A 20,170-nucleotide genomic window follows, 5' to 3' on the forward strand; every position below is an offset into this window, starting at 1 on the left:
CCGGAGAAGTGATGCCGGACAGGCGGGCCGGTGAAGCTTCCTTCACACGAGCGGACCGTCATGGTGTCGCTGGCGGTGCTTCACTCCAGGAGGTTCACGGTGAACCGCACGGCTACACCGCCTCCATGGCCTCCTCGGAGGGATCCACGAAAGAGACCGTCTGCAGAATGGCACCCATCAGGTCGATGAATCGGGTCCAGTAGTCCACAGCCGCTGTGAAGAGCGTGAAGACGGCGGTGTACGGGCCTGTAGGGAACGGGATGTGCACCTGGATCTGAGCGGTGACCAGCTCGGTCGCCTCGCCGCTCGCTGTCACCTGCGGGTTGAGTTTGAATTCGCGCCACGTGACGCATGACACCGCGGGACCGCACGGCAGATCGAGCCATTGGACGTCGTGGTACGGATCCTTGGACAGGGCTGCAAGAATTCCCTGGGCCACTACGTCGGTATCGACGTCCTCCTGGTCGGTGGGGACGGCCGCCAGGGTGAAGGCGCACTGAGCAGCACCGTCGGACGGATCGCGCCTGACGACGTCGCCTTCGGCAGTGCTTTCCTCTTCGGACGTGGAGAACAGGCCCATCGCGGCGTAGGAGACACCGGAGCCCTCCAGAAGTTCGGCCATCGCCGAGAAGTAGGGGGCTGCGGGACCCCAGAGGGTTTCGTCGCCACGGGAGTAGAGCTCACGGACGAATGCCTGCGCGCGTTCTGTGCGCTCTTCGGCGGTGGCGGCCAGAGGGAGCGCGAAGAATCCTTCCGGGGCCAGGAACCAGATGGGCGGAGGATCATTCTCTGCGGGGGCCGAGCGGAGGAGCATTGGGTCGTCAGTGAAGGATGTCATGGGCGTATGGCCGTTCCGAGTCGATGACCGCGAGCGTCAGAAGTCTTCTGGGTGATAATCCACGATATCAACCTCATCGCCCTCGGAGTCCATCAAGATACTCGTCTCCGATGCCCCGAAAGCGGAGGTGAACCTACTCGGCAGCAGAATATCGACCCAGTAATGCCCGCAAGAATTACGGGCGATGATGGGGGAGACGGATTCCGGCATCTGAACGCTTGCGGCGAAGGCCAGGACAGTTTCGCGCTGCTTTGCATTCAAAGATTCCAGAGGGAGGATCTCCACTGGCTCAACGAGATACCGCGTGAGCTTCCTCCGCCAGTTGCAGGAGAGCCTGCACCACGAACCGTCCACGAAAACGACTTTGAAGTCGTTTCCGTCCTTGAAGTCCTTCAGCTCGACGTTACGAATGTCCGCTCGCGAGCATTCCCACAGGACGTCATCGTCGATCGCCTCAAAATCCTTCTTGTTGAAGGGAAGACTGACGATGACGAGTCTGCGGTCGGTGACGATCGCATGGGTGCAGTGGTGCTTTTGATCGAAACGGTCTTGATCCAGCTGCCACGGAAGCGTGCGGGCGATTGTTCCGGGCGCCGCCCACATCACCGGAAAGTCGTCGACTTCCTCCGACGGGTCGTCGGGGGTGTCGGAACCGGAGTCATCGGACGGCGTGCTGAGGTTGCCTCCCGCAGCGCTGATCACAGCCATGATGGCCGCCCCCACCACCATGGCAGCGCCCTTGAGGGACTTCCGGGCCGCAATGCCTGTCGTCGAACGCGCGGTGAAGGAGGGGCCTTCGGGCCAGCCCGGCAATTCGTGCTGAATGTCGTTGCCGTCGGTGTCGCGAAACCAGCGCATCCCCTTGACGCGCGTGGCAGCACCTGTCGCAAACGTCACGGGGGCGCGGGAAAGGAGTGTCTCACCGGGCTCAGGCTGCCAAACGTTCATTCCGTGCGCACTCCCTACGCGGGTCGATACAGATTCTCAGCCTAATCACCTGAAACGGCCTCTTTGATGTTGGAGGCGATCTTGGGTGCGATCTTGAGAGTACCGTCGACGAGCCTTCCCGCGTCGCTCAGCGGATCGACGTTCCACTTCGTGAGAGTGTTGATGCCCTTGGTACCGAGCCATTGCCCCTCGTGGTAGCCGGCACTGACGAGGCCTCCCATTCGCGATGCCAAGCCGCTACCCGCATGTGAAACCTCGTAGACGTAGTCCGACTTGCCTCCGATCTTCACCAGGCCACCGATCCCGAGTCCACCCTTGAGGTCCTTCGAGGCCTTGCCCATGGACATGAGAATCCTTGACGCACCGAGCTCAGTGGCCTGGAAGCCCTTGCCCAGCAGACCGACCTTGGCAAGCGCTGCCCCTCTGGCGAGTTTGGCGGTCCCGCCCGCGACCTTGATGCTCCTGCTGAACATGCCGATACCCGGCAACAGTCCCAGCGCATCGGTCCCCATCGTCAGCCAACTCACGTCTGCGCCTGCCGCCATGGCAATTCCGTGGGCCGCGAGGGAAAGACCGCTGCCGATGAGTGCGGCGGTGCCGAAAATGGCTGCGAGAGGCGGGAATGGCAGCGTGACGATGGCGAGCAGGCCCATCAACGCCGTGATGTTGCTGAGGACGTCACCGATCGCCTTGATGAGATCGGCGTGTTCCTTGAGCCATTCGCCGGTCGCGTCCCAGGCGTCCGCGATGCCCTTGCCCAGCTTGTCCCAGAAGCCGGGCTCGTCGGGAGCAAGGTTGCCGGCCTTGTCCAGTTCCTTGCTGATGAGCGCGGCGGCCCGCCGGAAGCGGTCCTCCAGGTCGTGGACGTCCCGGATGACCTTGTCGACCGCCCCCGATGCCTTGCCGAGTTCGTCGCTGCCCTTGCCGCCCGCCTTCGCCTTGGCGTCGGCCTCGGCGCCGAGCTTCTCGCCGGCCACCTTCTCCAGACCGTTGGCCTCCGCCTGGAACTCCTGAAGCTGGTTCGCCCACCGGTGCAGGGCCCGCGAGGCCTTGTCGAAGGACTCGTAGCTCTTGCGGATCAGCGGCGTGACGTCCTCGCCGACGTACTTGACGAAGGCGACCGCGGTCTTCCCCTTCCACGCCCCGCACTCGATCTGCTCCAGCTCCCGCACGGCGGTTCCCAGGTCGCCTGCCAGAGCGCCGAGCTTCTTGGCCAGCTCACGAGTGTCTTCCACACTGCCCGGGGTGGGGTCCCAGCCGATGTGCGGAAAGGACGGCCGCGCCACGCCTACTTCCCCTTCTTCTTGGACCGGAGCGACTCGGCGAGGTCGACGTCGAGCTTGTCGAAGGACTCACCGATCTTGTTGATCAGCTTCACCGCGCCGTGCGTGTGCTTGCCCAGTTGTTTGATGCCGTAGGCCCAGTCGTCGGCGAACTCCTGCACGTCCTCGACGAGACCGCCCTCACCGACGGCGGATGCGTCCGCGCCCCGCAGCGTGCGGCGAGTGGCTTCCATACGGTCACTGATGGTGGAGAACGTCGTCCGCAGATCAGCGAAGATCGTGTCGTCGAGTCGCAGGTCACTCATGCAGTAGCCCCCCTGGCAGACGTGGTCATCGATGGATCAGCGGCCGTGCCACCTGCGGCAGCGTCCGCATGCGCAAAGATCCTACGGATGTGACCAGTGGGGCCACACCGGGGTTCTGCCATGAACTGGCTCGATCTCGACCCCGGTTGACGTGTTGGTGACGACGTTGCAGGCCATCGCGATCGATAACCAGCAAGGAAGGGCGCGACATGTCTGGGATTCCGCCCGAAAGCGGCGGTCGCGCCCGTCTCACTCCTGTTCGGAGTCGCTCACCTCGTTGGTCGCCTCGGCCTCAGCCGGGTAGGCGACGCCGTACACCGCCTGATGACACAGACGCCCCGCCTCCCGGTCCGCATGTGTGCCCGGTGCCAACGCTTCACCGGCACCCCGGTTCTGGTGCACGAGGTCCACGCGGCCACCGGCCCCGGCTTCAACGTTTACGCGTGGTCCGAGTGCGCCGTCCACTACCCAACCACCACCGACGTCCTGGACCTCCTCGGCCCGACGGAACGCCGTTCACGCCTCACCCTTCGCGTCTACCGAATCGCAGCCGACGGGAGGGTGGTCGACGACCGCGGCAAAACCGAGTACCTGGCCGTCGGACACGCTGACCAACCCGTGCCTTTCACGTCGGTCTATCCTCCGTGCACATGCCCGCGTTGCAAGGCGCCCCCCTAGCGAAGGCCCGGGGCGATCGGGCGGTCCAGCTTCATTCGACTGTTGAGCTGGTGGCCGATGACGGGTCCGAGTTCCCCGAGAACGGTCAGGGCCGCGAGGGCTCCGACGGCAAAGGCTGCTCCGTGGCTGGAGGCCAGCCCAGCGAGCGGAATCAGGCTGTACAGCGTGACCACGAGTACCTCGGCTCCGCCGACTACCGACAAGTGCCGGCTGGTTCGCCTGCGGGCTTCCTTGGCTGCGATCGGGGACATCCTCATGGCGTCGGCGGCCAGGGCATGCCGCTCCCACCACCGACTGAGATCTTGAGAGGGCCGAACCTTCTCGTCCACGGCGGGTACGCCTAGAGCGTCCACGAGACGGGCCCACCTCTCCGGGCCCGACGGGCCGGCAAACCACCATTTCCAAGGGAGGAGCGCCCGCGCGGCGTTGGCGCCGTCCCTGAGTTCGACGCCCAGAAAGGCTCCCGAAGAGCCGTCAAGCAGCCGCACCAGCCGAACGACTCCGTGCCCCGTGTTCCGGGCCAGCCAACGCTCCTCACCGACAGCGTTCGTCAGAACGACGTCTGTCGGCAAAATCCGCACCGCTGCCGTCTCGACGAATCGTCGGGATGCTCCGCCACCCGGTTCGGGTGAGGGCCTGACCACTGTCGCCTTTTCGAACGGTGCGTCACCCCTGGTGCGCGACCAGTGCACCAGTCGCGCCGCAACTTCGGTTCCCGGCAGGAGGAATAGTCCGACGGCGGCGATCAGGAAAGTCCACGTTCCGCCGTTACCGGACATGGGAAGGAGCAGGAAGAACACAAACCAAACGAACGTGCCGAGTCCCCGCAGCCAGCTGTGCCAGGCAGGCACATCATGGAGAGTCGCCCGCTTGGGGTGTCCCTCGGAGCCCGCGTCCGATGTCGGCTGCTCCGTCCCGCCCCATGAGATGCCCAGTCCCGCCGCGAGCGCACGCAGGCCGGTGCGCTCCAGGCAATCTTCGGGGCTGAGGTGGAGCAGGCCGACGAGTCCGGTCTCGGGAAGCCAATCGGCCAGCGGCACACGCAGGATGGGCGTGCCATCGGAAGCCTGGAAGTCGACCACACCCCACCGGTCGGTGAACGGTGATTTCGTGGAGGTGTTCCGACCGGACGGCGGAACGAAGACCGCGCGGGTGATTCCATCCCGCCCCACGGGATACCGGCGTTCCCGTAAACTCCGATCGCGGACGATCAGTGCACGACCGTCCCCATAGATGCGGGCGTGCCGCGGGAGGTCGACAGCGTAGGCCGGCGCCATGCGCGGCCGTACAGCGTGGGAGAGACCCGCAGCGGTGGGCAAGCTTCGGTCAGCCATCACTCGTCGTCCATGCATGGGTTCTCTTCACCCCACCCGGCGGCTCTTCCCCTTGCCCTTCTTGCGGAGCCTGCGCAGCCGTTCCCGCTCATCCGCCCGGCGGCGATCCGCGCGGGTGGTCCGGACGCGGTACGTCGTCCAGCCCGCCAGGGCCAGCGTCGCGGCGCATGCCGTCAGGGCCGGGCCCGAGCCGGGGATGTACTCGCAGCCGGTGCGGTAGGAGGGGCAGTTGCGGCCGGGCAGGGACATCAGCAGGTACAGCACGGGGCCGAGGGCGAGTGCGGTGCACAGCGCGATGGCGGAGAGGCGGGTCGTGCGGTGGAGCGGGGTGTCGGGCGGAGGCTGGTCGTGCAGCTTCCAGGCGGTGAGAGCGGCGGTCAGTGCGACCGCTCCCGACACGATGCCGAAGGCTACGGATGTGCCCGTTCCGTCGAACAGCTCCGGTGCCGTCGTGCGGGCGAACCACTTTCCTGCCCCCAGGGCCAGGACGATGCCCGCGCCGGCGCCGAGTATCGCTGCCAGGGCGCCGGTGCTCCTTGCTGATTCCCGCATACGCCTCAGGCCCAGTGCAGCGTTTCCGCCACCGTGTCGAACAGCTGGACCATCTGGTCGGCGAGCGGGTCGACCGGGGTCGAGAAGTTCAGCATCAGCCAGCGGGCGGTGGCCGGGATCGGGACGTAGTACGTGAGGGTCGTCGTGGGCATGGTGTTGCCCAGCTGGCGCGCGGGGTCCGCCGCCTCCTTGTAGCGGACGCGTACCGCCCGGCCGGCCGCCGGGAGCGTGACCACGTCCACCTCGCCGCCCTTGCCGTGGCCGCCGCCCGCCAAGTGCTCGGCGAGTTCCTCGGCGTCGTCGGTGCGCGGCCACTCGTCCGGTGCCGGGACGCTGACCAGCAGCGAGGAGGCGAGCGGCACCGGGCCGACGGTGAGCGTGGAGAGGTACAGCTCGGTTCCGCCGACGCGGTAGGCGTCCTTCGCCTTCCGCTGGAGGTCCTGCATGAACTCCTTCTTCAGGTGCGGCGCGTTGTCCACACCGCGGAAGGTCAGGTCGCCGAGCGCCACGATGGAGCGGTCGCGCTCGTCCGGCGGATCGAGCGGGATCTGGAACCAGCCGTCCGGCACGATGACGCGGTAGTCCGAGGGGGGCGAGGTGAACTGCTCCGCCGTCTTCATGCCTTCCCTCCGTCGGCCGGCGCGGTGTGGCCGCCGGAAGGCAGCAGGTTGATCCGCATGGTCTTCACGGCCTCGTCGGCCAGTTCCGTGATCTCGTCGCTGAGCGCGACCTTTTCCCAGGTCACCGTGACGACGATGAGCGTCTGCATCCCCGGCGGGAAGACGGCGTAGCGGACGAACTCCGTCAGCTTGCGGCCGAGCCCCAGCATGCGCTTGACCTTCAGCAGCGACTGCACCCGCACCGCCGGCCCGGCGGGCAGTTCGAGGCGGGTGATCTGGGGTTCCCCGGTGGCCTCGCCGTTCGCCCACTGCAGCAGCAGCGGGGTGACCTCCTCGACGCTCGGCCGGGGCACGCCCTCGTCGCCGTAGCCGTCGACCACGAGGTTGGCGAGCGCCTCACCCGCCTCCGTGTAGTACGCCGCCGCCAGGACCGGGACGTCCTCATTGAGGTCGACCGCCCGCTCCACCATGTCGTCGAAGACCGCGCTCTTCTCGATCTCCAGGCCGAGCGGATTGAGGCGATTCACCACCTCCGTGGCCAGCGCCTTGGCCGCCGCCTTCGTGCCGTCCTGAAGCGTCAGGTCGATCCAGCCGGGCTGGAACTCGAAGATGCACTCGTAGGTCTCGGCCAGCGGGGCGCCCTCGTTCGGTGGGGTCACGTCTCTTTCCTTTCAGCGGGGCGTCAGCCGAGGAGCGGGTCGAGGTTGCCGTCCAGGCCCAGCCCGCCCAGCGTAATGCCGGCTCCCACCACCGACATGCGGCTGGCCGTCTTGGAGATCTTGTTCAAGGCACTGGCGTCGAACTGTCCGCCCAGCGCGGCCGTTCCCAATTTGACCGACTTGAGGTCGGAGGCGACTCCCGGGTCGGCCATGGAGAACGACTTCGGAAGGCCCTTGAGAAGGCTGCCGCCGCCTCGGCCGCGCAGTTCGTTCCAGGCCTGGCTGTAGTTTCCGCTGCCGGGCTTGAGGGTTTTGAGGTTCTGGCTCCAGGCACCCTTGGAGAACGGCTCGGTGAAAGGCTCCTTCAGCGACTTCCACACATCGCCCTTGGCCAGGTTGTTCTGCTTTCCGGACAGTCGCCGCAGGTTCTTGTTGGCCCGGCTGATCTGGCGTGCTGTACGGGCGACCCCCGCCTTGCCCAGCTTGGCCAGAGCCCCCTTCGCGAACTTTCCGGCGATCTTGGAGAAGCCCTTGCCGACGCCCATCATCAAAAAGCCCAGGGCGGCCATTCCCAGGTCCATCCACTCCGCGTTGCCCTGGAGCACCTGGACGAAGGTGGCCACGAAATTGATGATGGTCGCGATCATGGCGATGGCGCCGAGCACACCGGCCAAGGCTTGTCCGATCACCGGGATCCAGCCGACGATCAACGACAGGATTCCGCAGACCGTCGCGATCCATGACGTGATGTCCGCGATGTCCTTGACCAGCTTGTCCCAGAAGCCGTCCTTCAGGGAGTCGTGGTTGACGATCGCGTCGATGGAGTCCGCGGCGCGCTTGGCCGCCTCGTCGCGGATCTTCTTGGCCTCGTTGATCTTCTCGCGGGCGGCGTCGATCTCGTCCTTGGCCGCGTCCCGCTTGGCCTCCAGGTCCTTGCGGTCCTTGTCGACGTCCTCTTTCTTGCGCCCCTTGTCGGACAGGCCGTCGATGCTCTTCTGCGCGGCGCCCTTGCGGCCCTCGGCCTCCTGGGCGTCCTTCAGCGCGGCGTCGGCTATCTCCTGGGCGCGGTTGAGGTCGGAGGCGTAGTCGCGGTACGGGGCGTGCACCTTGTCCGCGTAGGTGCCGCCGACTTCGACGACCGCGTTCCCGATGGCCGTCGCCGCGGTGTCGTACCGCTTGAAGGCGGCCTCCAGCTTTTTGACGTTGCCCTTCGCCTTTTCGCGGAACTCCTTGCCCGCCTTGCTGTCCCAGGCGTCGACCTCGCAGACCGCCTTGAGATTCTTGATCTGCCGTTCGAGTTCGTCGGCGGTCTTGCGCAGGGTCTTGCCCAGCGACGCGATACGGTCCGGGTCCCCGGGGATCGGATCACTGTCCGCCACCGGGTGCCAGTCGCGCGGCCTTCCTCCCATGGCTACTTCCCCTTGACCTTCGGACCGACCTTCGGACCCTGGGTCTTGCCCTTGGGGTCCTGAGCACCGCGAATCGCCTCGGCCAACTGGTGGTCGACGTCGTCGTACGCCTTCGCGGCCGCCTTCGCGATCTGCGCCAGCGCGTCGACCTCGCCGGTCAGCTTCTCCCGGCTGATCTCCCAGTTGTCGGCGAAGTCGCCGAACTTGTCGGCCAGATGGTCGCTGCCGAAGTCGTCGGAGTAGTCGTCCAGTTTGCCGATTCCGTCGAACGCCTTCTTGATGCTGCTCAGTCCCTTGCCCATGCTCTCGATCACATCGAGATCGAGCCGTTGGTAATCGCTTCCGTTGCCCACAACGCCCCCATGATGTCGATCCGCCGGCTCAGGGCGGACCGCGCGGAACCAATGCGGTGCGGCGGGACAGTCGCGTCCCGCCGCACCGAAGGACCGTCAGCCGGTCCGGTCAGCCCTTGGCACCCTTGGCCAGCTGGTCGTCCAGGTCCTCGTACGCCTTCTTCGCGTTCGTCAGGAACTTGGACAGACCGTGCAGGCCCTGGATGGTCTTCGCCGCGCCCTTGGTGAAGTCCTTGATGGAGTCCTCGTAGGCGCCGGAGGCCTTCTGCGTCGTGAAGCCGTTCTGGACGAGCTCCTCGACGCCGCGCTCGATGCCCTTCAGCTGGCCTTCCATGTCGTGCATCGCCTTGATGAGATCACCGGCCTTCTTCTCCATCTCGGCGTAAGTAAGATTCGCGTCTCCCTTGCCGGCCATGACGGCTCCCTCCCGTTTCTGATGTGCCGCAGGGCCTTCCCCCGTCGGCTGACGTCACGCGGTTCCTCCGGCGCACACCGCCGCAGCGTCCGCATGAGCAAAGATCCTACGGGTGGGGCCCGTGCGGCTGCAGGCCGGTTGTGCGAGAGATTCGTGAACCCGTGCGTATCCCGTTGTCGCCCCGAAAGCGAAGGCGGCTAAGGTCGCTGGGACTGTGTTGAGCGTTCCGGGGGCGGCTCCAGCCCTGCGAGGAGGACGAACGTGCGCCTGAGTCTGACCGTCGTCGACCCCATCGTCGGTGCCAGTGCCGACGTGGTGCTCGACGCCGATCCGGAGTCGACGGTCGGCGACGTCACTCGGGAGCTGGCGCGGCTGGTCGGAGCGGGCGACGGGGCGCAGATCATTCCCATCGGAGGCCAGCGGGGCCACGGCGGTGCCCCCGCCGCCTTCGTCGACGGCTATCCGCTGGATCCGTCCGCGACCGTCGTCGGGTCGCCGCTGCGCGAGGGTGCCGTCGTCAGCCTGCACGACCCCGCGGGGTGCGTGCTCGGAGAGCCCACCGGTGTCGTGGAGTTCCGGGTCGTCGGCGGGCCGGCGGCCGGCGCCGTGCACCGGCTGGGGGTGGGGCGGTACGACATCGGCAGCGGGCCCGCCGCGCAGTTGCGCATCGACGACCCCGAACTCGCCGACCGCGCCGCCACCTTGTCCATCGCCATCGACGGCACCTGCAAACTCGTCGTCCACGAGGCGGCGGACGACGCCCGGCTCGACGGCGAGGCGCTCGACGGGGACTCGTGGCCGCTGGGGGCGCAACTCGCCCTCGGCAACAGCCTGTTCGAGCTCGTCGCCTACACTCCCCCGGACGCCGCCCTGAAGTGGTCGGACGACGGGATCGGCCTGGACTACAACCGGCCCCCGCGACTGCGGCCCCCCGAGCGCAAGACCCACTTCCGGCTGCCCACTCCGGTCAAGGAGTTCGAGGCGCGGCCGCTGCCCTGGCTGATGGCGCTGATGCCGCTGGTGGGCGCGGTCGTCTCGGTCATGGTCTTCAAGCGCTGGTACTACCTCGTCATGGCCGTGATGAGCCCGATCATGCTCTTCGCGAACTACTACGTGGACAAGAAGCACGGCCGCAAGTCGCACGCCAAACAGCTCAAGGAGTACAAGGAGCACAAGGCCCGCATCGAGGCCGACGCGCAGGAGGCGCTGCGCACCGAGCGCTCCGACCGGCGTGCCGCGATCCCCGACCCGGCCGCCGTGCTCGCCTTCGGCACCGGCCCGCGCACCCGTCTGTGGGAGCGCCGGCGCACCGACGCCGACCATCTGCTGATCCGTGTCGGCACCGGCCGGGTCCGCTCCGAGGTGCTGCTCGACGACCCCGAGCAGGACGAGCACAAGCGCCAGGTGAGCTGGTACATCGAGGACGCGCCCGTCGCCCTGCCGCTGAAGGACCTCGGCGTGATCGGCATCGCCGGACCCGGGGACTCCGCACAGGCGCTGGGCCGGTGGGCGGTCGCGCAGAGCGCCGTCCTGCACAGCCCGATGGACGTGCAGTTCTACATCCTCACCGAGAACGAGGCGCACCCCCGCTGGGACTGGGTGCGCTGGCTGCCGCACGCCCACCCCTCCAGCGGGCAGGACGTCAACGTGCTCATCGGCACCGACTCCGAGACCGTCGGCGCGCGGGTCGGCGAGCTGACCCAGCTGCTGGACGCCCGGCAGAAGGCGCTGAAGGAGTCCGGCAAGCGCGGGGACGGGCCGGCGTTCTCCGACCCCGACATCGTCGTCGTCTGGGACGGCTCTCGGCGGCTGCGCTCCCTGCCGGGTGTCGTACGGCTGCTGCGCGAGGGCCCGGCCGTCGCCATCTACGCCATCTGCCTCGACGAGGAGGAGCGGTTCCTGCCCGGCGAGTGCCAGGGCGTCGTCGTCGCCGAGCCGCGCCGCAGCGAGGACGGCGCCGCGCCCGCGACGACGGCCGTACCGCAGCCCGCCGCCGGTGGCTTCCCCTCCTTCCAGGCCTGGCATCAGGCTGCCGAGCAGGCCTCCTACCGGGAGGCGGACCAGGCACTGGAGCTGCGGCTGCGGGTGCAGCAGAGCGGCGCGCGCCGGATGACCGACGTACGGCCGGACTTCGTCTCGCCCGCCTGGTGCGGCCGGCTGTCGCGTTCGCTGTCGCCGCTGCGCGACATCAGCGGCGAGACCGAGGACTCCGCGCTGCCGTCGGCCAGCCGCCTGCTGGACGTGCTGCAGCTGGAGCCGCCGACCGGTGACGCGATCGCCGCGCGCTGGCGGATGGGCGGGCAGTCGACGATGGCGGTCATCGGCGAGTCCTACGACGGCCCGTTCGGCATCGACATGCGGCGGGACGGCCCGCACGGCCTGATCGCCGGTACGACCGGTTCCGGTAAGTCGGAGCTGCTGCAGACCATCGTGGCGTCGCTGGCCGTGGCCAACACGCCGGAGAACATGACGTTCGTGCTCGTCGACTACAAGGGTGGTTCGGCGTTCAAGGACTGTGTGAAGCTGCCGCACACCGTCGGCATGGTCACCGACCTCGACGCGCACCTCGTCGAGCGCGCCCTGGAGTCGCTGGGCGCCGAGCTGAAGCGGCGCGAGCACATCCTGGCCGCCGCCGACGCCAAGGACATCGAGGACTACCAGGACCTGGTGCGCCGCGACCCGTCGCACGCGCCGGTGCCCCGACTGCTCATCGTCATCGACGAGTTCGCGTCCATGGTGCGTGACCTGCCCGACTTCGTCACCGGCCTGGTCAACATCGCCCAGCGAGGCCGCTCCCTCGGCATCCACCTGCTGCTCGCCACCCAGCGGCCGAGCGGTGTCGTCTCGCCCGAGATCCGCGCCAACACCAACCTGCGCATCGCGCTGCGCGTGACCGACGCCGGCGAGTCGACGGACGTCATCGACGCGCCCGACGCCGGGCACATCAGCAAGTCCACGCCCGGCCGGGCCTACGTCCGGCTCGGCCACGCCTCCCTGATCCCCTTCCAGTCGGGCCGCGTCGGTGGCCGTCGCCCCGGTGCCGCCGACCCGCAGACGCTCGCGCCGTGGGCCGGTCAGCTGACCTGGCCGGACCTGGGCCGGGCCGCGCTGGCCAAGCCGAAGACCGAGGCGCGCGAGGACGACGAGATCACCGACCTCAAGGTGCTGGTGGACGCCGTACGGGAGGCCAACCAGGCCCTCGGCATCCCCGCCCAGCACTCCCCGTGGCTGCCCGCCCTGGAGGAGACGCTGCTGCTGGAGCAGATCCCGGAGGTGCGCAGCGAGGGGGCGCTGCCGGCCGCGCCGTACGGTGTGGCGGACCTGCCGGCCGACCAGACCCGGCGGCCGGTCGTCGTCGACTTCGCCACCTTCGGGCACCTGCTCGTCGCGGGCGCCCCGCGCAGCGGCCGCTCGCAGGTGCTGCGGACCATCGCCGGTTCGCTGGCCCGCACGCTGTCGAGCGCGGACGTCCACCTGTACGGCATCGACTGCGGCAACGGCGCGCTGAACGCGCTGACCCGGCTGCCGCACTGCGGCGCGGTCGTCGGCCGCAACCAGCTGGAGCGGATCGTCCGGCTGTTCAACCGGCTCACCGGGGAACTCACCCGGCGCCAGGAACTGCTGGCGGACAAGGGCTTCGCGGACATCGGGGAGCAGCGGGCCGCCGTCGTCGAGGACGAGCGGCTGCCGCACATCGTGGTGCTGCTCGACCGGTGGGAGGGCTGGCTGCCCACGCTCGGCGAGTACAACCACGGGGACCTCACCGACCAGTTGTTCGCGATGATGCGGGAGGGTGCGAGCGTCGGCATCCACATGGTGATCACCGGTGACCGGCAGCTGCTGACCGGGCGGATCTCCTCGCTGACGGAGGACAAGTACGGTCTGCGTCTCGCCGACCGCGGTGACTTCTCCATGCTGGACATCAACGCCCGCAAGGTGCCCGAGGAGATCCCGCCGGGGCGGGCGTACCGCGCCGAGACCGCGACGGAGACGCAGTTCGCGCTGCTCGCGGAGGACACCACCGGTCAGGGGCAGGCGGCCGCGCTCGTCGAGATCGGCGAGGCGGCGGCGGCGCGCGACGCGGGGGTGCCGCGGGCGCGGCGTCCGTTCCGGGTGGACGTGCTGCCCAGCCGGATCTCCTTCGAGGACGCCTGGGCGATGCGGGACCCAGCCACGAGCGCGTCCCCGCTGTGGGCGCTGGTGGGTGTCGGCGGCGACGAACTGACGGCCTTCGGGCCGGACCTCGGCGAGGGCATCCCGGCGTTCGTGATCGGCGGGCCGGCGAAGTCCGGGCGCAGCACGGTGCTGATGACCATGGCGCGGTCGCTGCTGGAGCAGGGCGTGCGGCTGGTGCTGGCCGCGCCGCGTCCTTCGCCGCTGCGGGAGCTGGAGGGGCGGGAGGGTGTCCTGAAGGTCTTCACCGGGCGCGACATCGACGAGGACGAGCTGGAGGAGATCGTCGGGACGGCCGATCCGTCGCGGCCGATCGTCGTCCTCGCGGACGACGCGGAGGTGTACGACGACTGTGACGCCGAGGACGTCTTCAAGCGCATCGTCGAGCGGGGGGCCGACGAGGGGCTGGCCGTGGTCATCGCCGGTGACGAGGAGGAGATCTGCGACGGGTTCTCCGGCTGGCAGGTCGACATGAAGAAGGCGCGGCGGGGCATTCTGCTGTCGCCGCAGGACAGCTCCGCCGGTGAGCTGATCGGTATCCGGACCAACCGGAGCATGGTGGGTGGGGCGGTTACGCCGGGGAAGGGGATGCTGCACCTTGGGGTGGGAGCATCTGACGGTTACTACGCCGGTGTGACCTCCGGTGGGTTGTTGGTTGTCTGCGGGTGTCGTTGTGGTTGCTCGCGGGTGCCTGCGGCGGCCTGTGCGGGTTGCGTCGTGGCTGGTCGCGCAGTTCCCCGCGCCCCTTATATGCCTGCGGCGGCCCGTCGCTGTCGCGTCGTGGCTGGTGTAGCGCCTTGGGTCCGGTGGGTGAGTCGGGGCCGGGTGGGGGGTATCCGTCCTCGGTCCGGCCCACTGTCTCCGACGCGGTGAGGGTCGGCGGTGCCGGCCGCTGCGGGCGGACACCCCCCACCCCGTCCCCTTCTCGCCGTACGCGGGTGCCGCGCCGTCGTGGCTCACCTAGGTGCGGGCAGTCGTGCCTCCCCACCCCCGGCCCGACGCAGCGCCGGCCAACGTTGGACTACGTCTCCAGTAGGTCGACCTTCACGTTCGCCGGGAAGCCTGTCGTTGGGCCTACTCGGCGGGCGAATTCTGCTACCGCCTCCAGTTGGGGGGTGCCGAAGCTGAAGTCGAGGGTGGTGAAGTAGCGGGCCAGGGTCGGCTCGTCGAAGGCTTCCCAGCGGGCGGCCTGTTCGGCGACCTTGGTGACCTCTTCCAGGGAGAGGTTGCGCGAGGCCAGGAAGGCCTCGTGGACCTGGCGGGTGATCAGCGGCTCGCGGGCGGCATAGTCCCGGCGCGCGGCCCAGACCGCGAAGACGAAGGGGAGGCCGGTCCAGTCCTTCCAGAGCTGGCCGAGGTCGTGGACCTCCAGGCCGTAGCGCGGGCCGTCGATCAGGTTGGCGCGCAGGGCCGCGTCGCCGATCAGTACGGCGGCCTCCGCCTCCTGCATCATCAGGCTGAGGTCGGGCGGGCAGGTGTAGTAGTCGGGCCGTACGCCGAAGCGTTCCGCCAGCAGCAGCTGGGCGAGGCGGACCGAGGTGCGGGAGGTGGAGCCGAGGGCGACGCGGGCGCCGTCCAGCCGGTCCAGCGGGACCTGGGAGACGATCACGCAGGACATGACGGGGCCGTCGCAGCCGACCGCGATGTCGGGGAAGGCGACCAGGTCGTCGGCGTTGCGCAGGAACTCGACCAGGGTGACGGGCCCGATGTCGAGGTCGCCGCGGATCAGCCGCTCGCTGAGCTTCTCGGGCGTGTCCTTGGTCAGCTCGAAGTCGAGGAGCGTGCCCGTTCTCGCGAGCCCCCAGTACAGGGGCAGGCAGTTGAGGAACTGGATGTGGCCGACACGCGGCCGGGTGCGAGAATTGTCCACATCGCGAGACTAGACCCCATCACCCACCGACCTTCCGTCGACCCCGGCCGCGCGTTACGTCAACCGGCCGCACGTGTGTCAAACATCCGGGTGACGTGATCTTGACCTCTATTGCTTTCCGGCTCTGCCGTGCTAGGCTCGCCACAAGTTGCAGTTTGGTTTCCCTTGCAGTACAGAGCCTGCGGAGCATGTGACCGCGGGCTCTAGTCGTTTTCAGAAGAATGCAGTTGTGCGGCATGACTTGTTTTCACACTTGCAGGTTCTGGAGCAGGGCAACCCTTTTGAGCCCAAGGAGGGCTTATGGCTACCGGAACCGTTAAGTGGTTCAACGCCGAAAAGGGCTTTGGCTTCATCGCCCAGGAGGGCGGCGGCCCCGACGTCTTCGTTCACTACTCCGCGATCAACGCCACCGGCTTCCGCTCCCTTGAGGAGAACCAGCAGGTGAGCTTCGACGTGACCCAGGGTCCGAAGGGCCCGCAGGCCGAGAACGTCACCCCGGTCTGATCGCGTCCTAGCGCAGCACCCAAGGAGCCCCGCGCCGGTCTTCCGGCGACGGGGCTCCTGCCTTTTCGTCCACTCGCAGACCCCGGACCGGATGAATTTCCGGTGAATTCGCCGGTACGGGCCGAGCTCTCAGATGTGCTGCATCACCAGCACGAACGTCGTCCCGGGCTCCAGCGCCTCGTACGAGTGCGGAACGTCCCCGCGATACGTCATGTAATCGCCGGGCCCCAGCTCGGCCTCCTCCCCCGCCGGGCCCGCCTTCACCCGCCCCGTGCTGACGATCAGGTGCTCCACCGTCCCCGGGATGTGCGGTTCCGACTCGCGGGCCGGGCCCGGTTCCGCCCGCAGCCGGTAGATGTCCCGCCGGGCGCCCGGCGGGCTCGCCGACAGCAGGGTCGCCGCGTACCGGGCCTGCTCCGAGCCCACCTCGGGTCCCTGACCCGCCCGGATCACCTGGACCGTCGACGCCGGCGGCTCCACCAGCGCGCTGAACGGGACGCCGAGCGCCACCGCCAGGGCCCAGATCGTCTCCATGCTCGGGTTGCCGCTCGCCGCCTCCAGCTGGGACAGCGTCGACTTCGCGATCCCGGCCCGCTTGGCCAGCTCGGACAAGGACAGACCAGCACGGGTGCGCTCACGCCGCAGACTCGCGGCGATCCATTCCAGGGGCAGTCGGGGCGGGCGCTGCGCGCCGTCGGCAGTCATGGTGTTGTTCGCTCCACAAGTACGATCGTTCGCCTTGACGAACACGGCGGGACTGTTCATCGTAGAAAACATGCGTTCGCTGCTCCGAACACCGGCTTCCATCCTGACACCTCTCGCCCGCGACGCCTCCCTGGTCTGGGTGGCCAGCGGAGTCGTGGGCGTCTCCTTCGGCGCGGTCTGCGTCGCGGGCGGACTGCCGGTGTGGGTGCCGGTCGCCATGTCCCTGCTGGTGTACGCCGGGTCGGCCCAGTTCAGCGCGGTCGGCGTGCTCCTCGCCGGGGGCGGTCCGCTCGCCGCCGCGGCGACCGGGCTGCTGCTGAACACCCGCACGGCCGCCTTCAGCCTCGCCGTGGCCGACGTGATCGGCACCGGGCGGCTGGCCCGGCTCGTCGGTGCGCACCTGGTGACCGACGAGACCGTGGCCTTCGCCCTCGCCCAGTCCGACCCCGCGCGCCGCCGGGCCGCCTTCTGGATCTCGGGGCTCGGTCTGTTCGCCGTGTGGAACGTCGGCGTGCTGTGCGGTGCCCTGGCCGGGACGGCGCTCGGGGACACCGCCACGTATGGTCTCGACGCCGCGTTCCCTGCCGTGCTGGTCGCCCTGGTACTGCCCGTCCTGCGCACCGACTCCGCCGTGCGGCGCTGCGCGCTGCTCGGCGCCGTGCTCGCCGTGGTGGCGACGCCGCTCGTTCCCGCCGGTGTGCCCGTCCTGCTGGCGCTCGCCGGACTCGCCGCCGCGACGGGGGTACGGCGATGAGCCCGACGGTCGCCGTGATCCTCGCGCTGGCCGTGGGAACGTACGCGTTCCGGTTGGTCGGTCCGGTGCTGCACGGGCGTGTGGCCGTTCCGGCGCGTCTTCAGGAGTTGTTGTCCACGGGCGCCGTCGTGCTGCTCGTCGCCCTTCTGGCGACCGGGGCGCTGACCGACTCCGGCGGCTTCGCGGGCTGGGCCCGGCCGGCGGGGGTACTGGCGGGCGCCGCCCTGGCCTGGCGGCGTGCGCCGTTCGCGGTGGTCGTCCTGGGCGCGGCGGCAACGACGGCACTGCTGCGGGCGGCGGGGGTGGCGTAACGGGGCCCGACCGTCGAAGAGGGGCTCAGCTGAGGTACATCCGCTGTCACCCGGAGCCGTGGCGGGCCGGGGGTTGGTCACGCAGCCCGGCGCGACGGGGTGCCGCTGCGCCCACCCGTGCCGCCCCAGCGGCACGACTGCCCGCAGCGGCGGCAGACGGAAGTCCCGACCACGGCTGCCCGCAGCTAGGCGGTAGCGATGGCGGCCTGCAGCCGCACACGGCGAGAAGGGGACGGGGTGGGGGGTGTCCGCCCGCAGCGGCCGGCACCGCCGACCCTCACCGCGTCGGAGACAGTGGGCCGGACCGAGGACGGATACCCCCCACCCCGGCCCCGACCCACCCACCGGACCCAAGGCGCTACACCAGCCACGACGCGACAGCAACGGGCCGCCGCAGGCATATAAGGGGCGCGGGGAACTGCGCGAGCAACCACGACGCAACCCGCACAGGCCGCCGCAGGCACCCGCGAGCAACCACAACGACACCCGCAGGCGACATGATCCGTTGCCACCCCAACCCCCGTACCCAGTACGCTCTTTCCCGCGCTGAGCGAACGGGGAGACAGTGAACGGCGAACACGGCTTCGACCTCACCGGCAGCGGAGCCGAACCGCTTCAGGAGGACGATCCACAGCGCATCGGCCCCTTCCCGCTGATCGGGCGGCTCGGGTCGGGCGGCATGGGCCGGGTGTACCTCGGCGTGCACGAGCACGGGTACGCCGCCGTCAAGCAGGTGCTGCCCTCCGTGGCCGGCGAGGACAAGGACTTCCTGCGCCGCTTCGGACACGAGCTGGACAACCTGGCCCGGCTGCCCGAGCACGCCACCGCACGCCTCATCGCCGGCGACCGCGAGGCCCGCCCGCCGTGGTTCGCCACCGCCTACGTCCCCGGCCTCACCCTGCGCGAGGCCGTCGACCTGCACGGGGGCCCGCTGCCCGCAGGAGCCCTGTGGCTGCTGCTGCGCGAGGCCGCCAAGGGGCTCGCCGCGGTGCACGAGCTCGGCATGGTGCACCGGGACGTCAAACCGTCCAACGTGATGCTGACCGTGGACGGCGTGACCCTGATCGACTTCGGTGTCGCCCGCGCCGCCGAGCAGAGCCAGCTGACCCGCACCGGCATGGTGGTCGGCACGCCCGCCTACATGTCCCCGGAACAGGCCTCCGGGGCCCGCCGGCTCACCGGCGCCGTGGACGTGTTCGCGCTGGGCTCGGTGGCCGCGTACGCGGGATGCGGGCGGCCGCCCTTCGGCGACGAGTCCGGGCACGCCGTGCTGTACCGGATCGTGCACGAGGAACCCGACCTGGAACCCCTGCGCGCGCTCGACGCCGAGCTGGCCTCCGTGGTGGCGTCCTGCCTGGACAAGGACCCCGAGGGCCGGCCCACCGCCGAGGAACTGCTCGACCTCGCAGCCGCCCACGCCCCGGAACACCCCGGCTGGCCCGACACCCTCACCGAACGCCTCACCGAGCGCGCCGCCTTCGCGGCAACGCCCCCACCCACCCCGACCCCCACGGCGACGACCCCGGCTCCGGCACCGACACCACCACCCACCCCGAAACAGCCGGAACCCAAGGACACTCCGGACCGCAAGCGCCGCCGCACCCGCGTACTCCTGGCCGTCGTACCGATCGTCGTGGTCACCGCCGCCACCACCGTCGTCCTGCAACTGCTGCCGTACGCCTCCTCCCCCTCCCACGGAGAGGCAGGCCCGAGCGCGTCCGCGCAGGTCACCTCCACGCCCGCCCCCACCGCCCCGGCGAACGCCTCGCCCGGCGCCTCGCCCGCCACCCGCCCGCCGGGCACACGGCCCCCCGCCTCCCCCACCACCGCGCCCCCCACGGGCGGCGGCACGCAGGGCGGCACGGGCGCGAGCGGAACCACAACCTCCGGCAGCACCAACGGCTCCACGTCCGGCACGGGCGGGACCACCGGCTCAAACTCGAACTCCGGCTCAGACACCGGCTCCACCACCACCGGAACCACCACCGGCACCGGCACCACCCCCCAACCCCCTCCCCGCCTACGCCCACCTCCGCAACGGCGAGAACGGCAAGTGCCTCACCCAGGTCTACGGCTCCACCGGCTTCGGCGCCTGTTCCGGCTCCGCCGCCTCCTGGACCTTCCGCAGCGCGGGCGACGGCACCGTCAAGGTCGTCAACCGCTCCAGCGGCTCCTGCCTGAAGGCCAACATGAACGGCCAGGCCGTCTTCGTGGACGACTGCGCCCTGGGCAGCAGCGCCATGCTCTGGCGGACGGGCCCCGGCTCCAGCCTGGTCAGCGTGTTCAACGGCGGCTGTCTGGACGTCGCTTTCGGTGGCGGTGTGTCGACCCAGACGTGCCGCGCCGGGGCGGCGTCCCAGCAGTGGGCGAGGACCTAGAACGGCCGCCATCGGCAGGGCCGATGACCCCATCGGCAAGGCCCCGCACTGGCGCGTGGACCAGGCCCGCCGCGCGCTCGT

The 20,170-nt window shown here is 69.3% G+C and carries 18 protein-coding genes and 2 pseudogenes; 6 read left to right on the forward strand and 14 right to left on the reverse strand.

Annotation, left to right across the window (positions count from 1 at the left end):
• Positions 1-112: 112 nt before the first annotated feature.
• The 12 genes from C3489_RS05010 to C3489_RS05065 form a co-directional block, all read right to left on the reverse strand.
• The gene (locus C3489_RS05010) at positions 113-838 is read right to left on the reverse strand and encodes a hypothetical protein (RefSeq protein WP_258054560.1); all 726 of its coding nucleotides are present in this window, start codon (positions 836-838) and stop codon (positions 113-115) included.
• 36 nt (positions 839-874) lie between these two features.
• Entirely contained in the window at positions 875-1,786 is a 912-nt protein-coding gene (locus tag C3489_RS05015) for a hypothetical protein (protein WP_103780284.1), read from the reverse strand.
• Positions 1,787-1,827: 41 nt separating this feature from the next.
• Positions 1,828-3,072, reverse strand: a complete 1,245-nt coding sequence (locus C3489_RS05020; RefSeq protein ID WP_103780285.1) for a hypothetical protein — start codon at positions 3,070-3,072, stop codon at positions 1,828-1,830.
• A gap of 2 nt (positions 3,073-3,074) precedes the next feature.
• Positions 3,075-3,374 carry a hypothetical protein gene (locus tag C3489_RS05025; protein ID WP_103780287.1) on the reverse strand — a complete coding sequence of 100 codons (300 nt, stop codon included), beginning with the start codon at positions 3,372-3,374 and terminating at the stop codon, positions 3,075-3,077.
• 249 nt (positions 3,375-3,623) lie between these two features.
• A complete protein-coding gene (locus tag C3489_RS38550; protein ID WP_181139496.1) occupies positions 3,624-3,785 on the reverse strand; it encodes a hypothetical protein in 162 nt (53 codons plus the stop codon).
• 263 nt (positions 3,786-4,048) lie between these two features.
• On the reverse strand, positions 4,049-5,134 hold the full coding sequence (locus C3489_RS05035) for a hypothetical protein (protein ID WP_103780291.1): 1,086 nt from the start codon (positions 5,132-5,134) through the stop codon (positions 4,049-4,051).
• A gap of 279 nt (positions 5,135-5,413) precedes the next feature.
• Positions 5,414-5,938, reverse strand: coding sequence for a hypothetical protein (locus C3489_RS05040; protein WP_103780292.1), 525 nt, complete (start codon positions 5,936-5,938; stop codon positions 5,414-5,416).
• A 5-nt stretch (positions 5,939-5,943) separates the two neighbouring features.
• The gene (locus tag C3489_RS05045) at positions 5,944-6,558 is read right to left on the reverse strand and encodes a hypothetical protein (protein WP_103780294.1); all 615 of its coding nucleotides are present in this window, start codon (positions 6,556-6,558) and stop codon (positions 5,944-5,946) included.
• Positions 6,555-7,217: a hypothetical protein gene (locus C3489_RS05050; protein ID WP_103780296.1), complete on the reverse strand. Its 663-nt coding sequence runs from the start codon at positions 7,215-7,217 to the stop codon at positions 6,555-6,557. Before C3489_RS05050 ends, C3489_RS05045 begins: the two co-directional genes overlap by 4 nt.
• A 23-nt stretch (positions 7,218-7,240) precedes the next feature.
• The gene (locus tag C3489_RS05055) at positions 7,241-8,626 is read right to left on the reverse strand and encodes a putative T7SS-secreted protein (RefSeq protein ID WP_103780297.1); all 1,386 of its coding nucleotides are present in this window, start codon (positions 8,624-8,626) and stop codon (positions 7,241-7,243) included.
• Positions 8,627-8,628: 2 nt separating this feature from the next.
• Positions 8,629-8,928 carry a hypothetical protein gene (locus tag C3489_RS05060; protein WP_146075275.1) on the reverse strand — a complete coding sequence of 100 codons (300 nt, stop codon included), beginning with the start codon at positions 8,926-8,928 and terminating at the stop codon, positions 8,629-8,631.
• Between the two features lie 160 nt (positions 8,929-9,088).
• Positions 9,089-9,394 (reverse strand): WXG100 family type VII secretion target, encoded by a 306-nt coding sequence (locus C3489_RS05065; RefSeq protein ID WP_258054561.1) that lies wholly within the window; start codon positions 9,392-9,394, stop codon positions 9,089-9,091.
• Between the two features lie 261 nt (positions 9,395-9,655).
• Between C3489_RS05065 and C3489_RS05070 the strand changes: the two genes are divergently transcribed.
• Complete coding sequence (locus tag C3489_RS05070; protein WP_219821924.1) at positions 9,656-14,440, forward strand: FtsK/SpoIIIE domain-containing protein; 4,785 nt, start codon at positions 9,656-9,658, stop codon at positions 14,438-14,440.
• Between the two features lie 148 nt (positions 14,441-14,588).
• On the opposite strand, the gene C3489_RS05075 is transcribed toward C3489_RS05070, so the two are convergent.
• Positions 14,589-15,437 (reverse strand): menaquinone biosynthetic enzyme MqnA/MqnD family protein, encoded by an 849-nt coding sequence (locus C3489_RS05075; RefSeq protein WP_103780303.1) that lies wholly within the window; start codon positions 15,435-15,437, stop codon positions 14,589-14,591.
• A 300-nt stretch (positions 15,438-15,737) separates the two neighbouring features.
• Here C3489_RS05075 and C3489_RS05080 point away from each other — a divergent pair, with 300 nt between their 5' ends.
• Positions 15,738-15,941: a cold-shock protein gene (locus C3489_RS05080; protein ID WP_004984723.1), complete on the forward strand. Its 204-nt coding sequence runs from the start codon at positions 15,738-15,740 to the stop codon at positions 15,939-15,941.
• Between the two features lie 129 nt (positions 15,942-16,070).
• Here C3489_RS05080 and C3489_RS05085 read toward each other — a convergent pair whose 3' ends face one another.
• Positions 16,071-16,646, reverse strand: coding sequence for a helix-turn-helix domain-containing protein (locus C3489_RS05085; protein ID WP_103780305.1), 576 nt, complete (start codon positions 16,644-16,646; stop codon positions 16,071-16,073).
• Between the two features lie 70 nt (positions 16,647-16,716).
• Between C3489_RS05085 and C3489_RS05090 the strand changes: the two genes are divergently transcribed.
• The 4 genes and pseudogenes from C3489_RS05090 to C3489_RS39790 all read left to right on the forward strand — a co-directional run.
• Positions 16,717-17,400: an AzlC family ABC transporter permease gene (locus C3489_RS05090; RefSeq protein WP_103780306.1), complete on the forward strand. Its 684-nt coding sequence runs from the start codon at positions 16,717-16,719 to the stop codon at positions 17,398-17,400.
• Entirely contained in the window at positions 17,397-17,711 is a 315-nt protein-coding gene (locus C3489_RS05095; RefSeq protein ID WP_103780308.1) for an AzlD domain-containing protein, read from the forward strand. Before C3489_RS05090 ends, C3489_RS05095 begins: the two co-directional genes overlap by 4 nt.
• Positions 17,712-18,390: 679 nt before the next feature.
• Positions 18,391-19,053, forward strand: a pseudogene (locus C3489_RS39785) (serine/threonine-protein kinase); the annotation flags it as partial.
• Between the two features lie 739 nt (positions 19,054-19,792).
• Positions 19,793-20,089: pseudogene (locus tag C3489_RS39790) on the forward strand (ricin-type beta-trefoil lectin domain protein); the annotation flags it as partial.
• Positions 20,090-20,170 lie beyond the last annotated feature (81 nt).

Origin of the sequence: Streptomyces sp. Ru71, from assembly GCF_002920535.1 — a bacterium.
GTDB lineage: Bacteria > Actinomycetota > Actinomycetes > Streptomycetales > Streptomycetaceae > Streptomyces.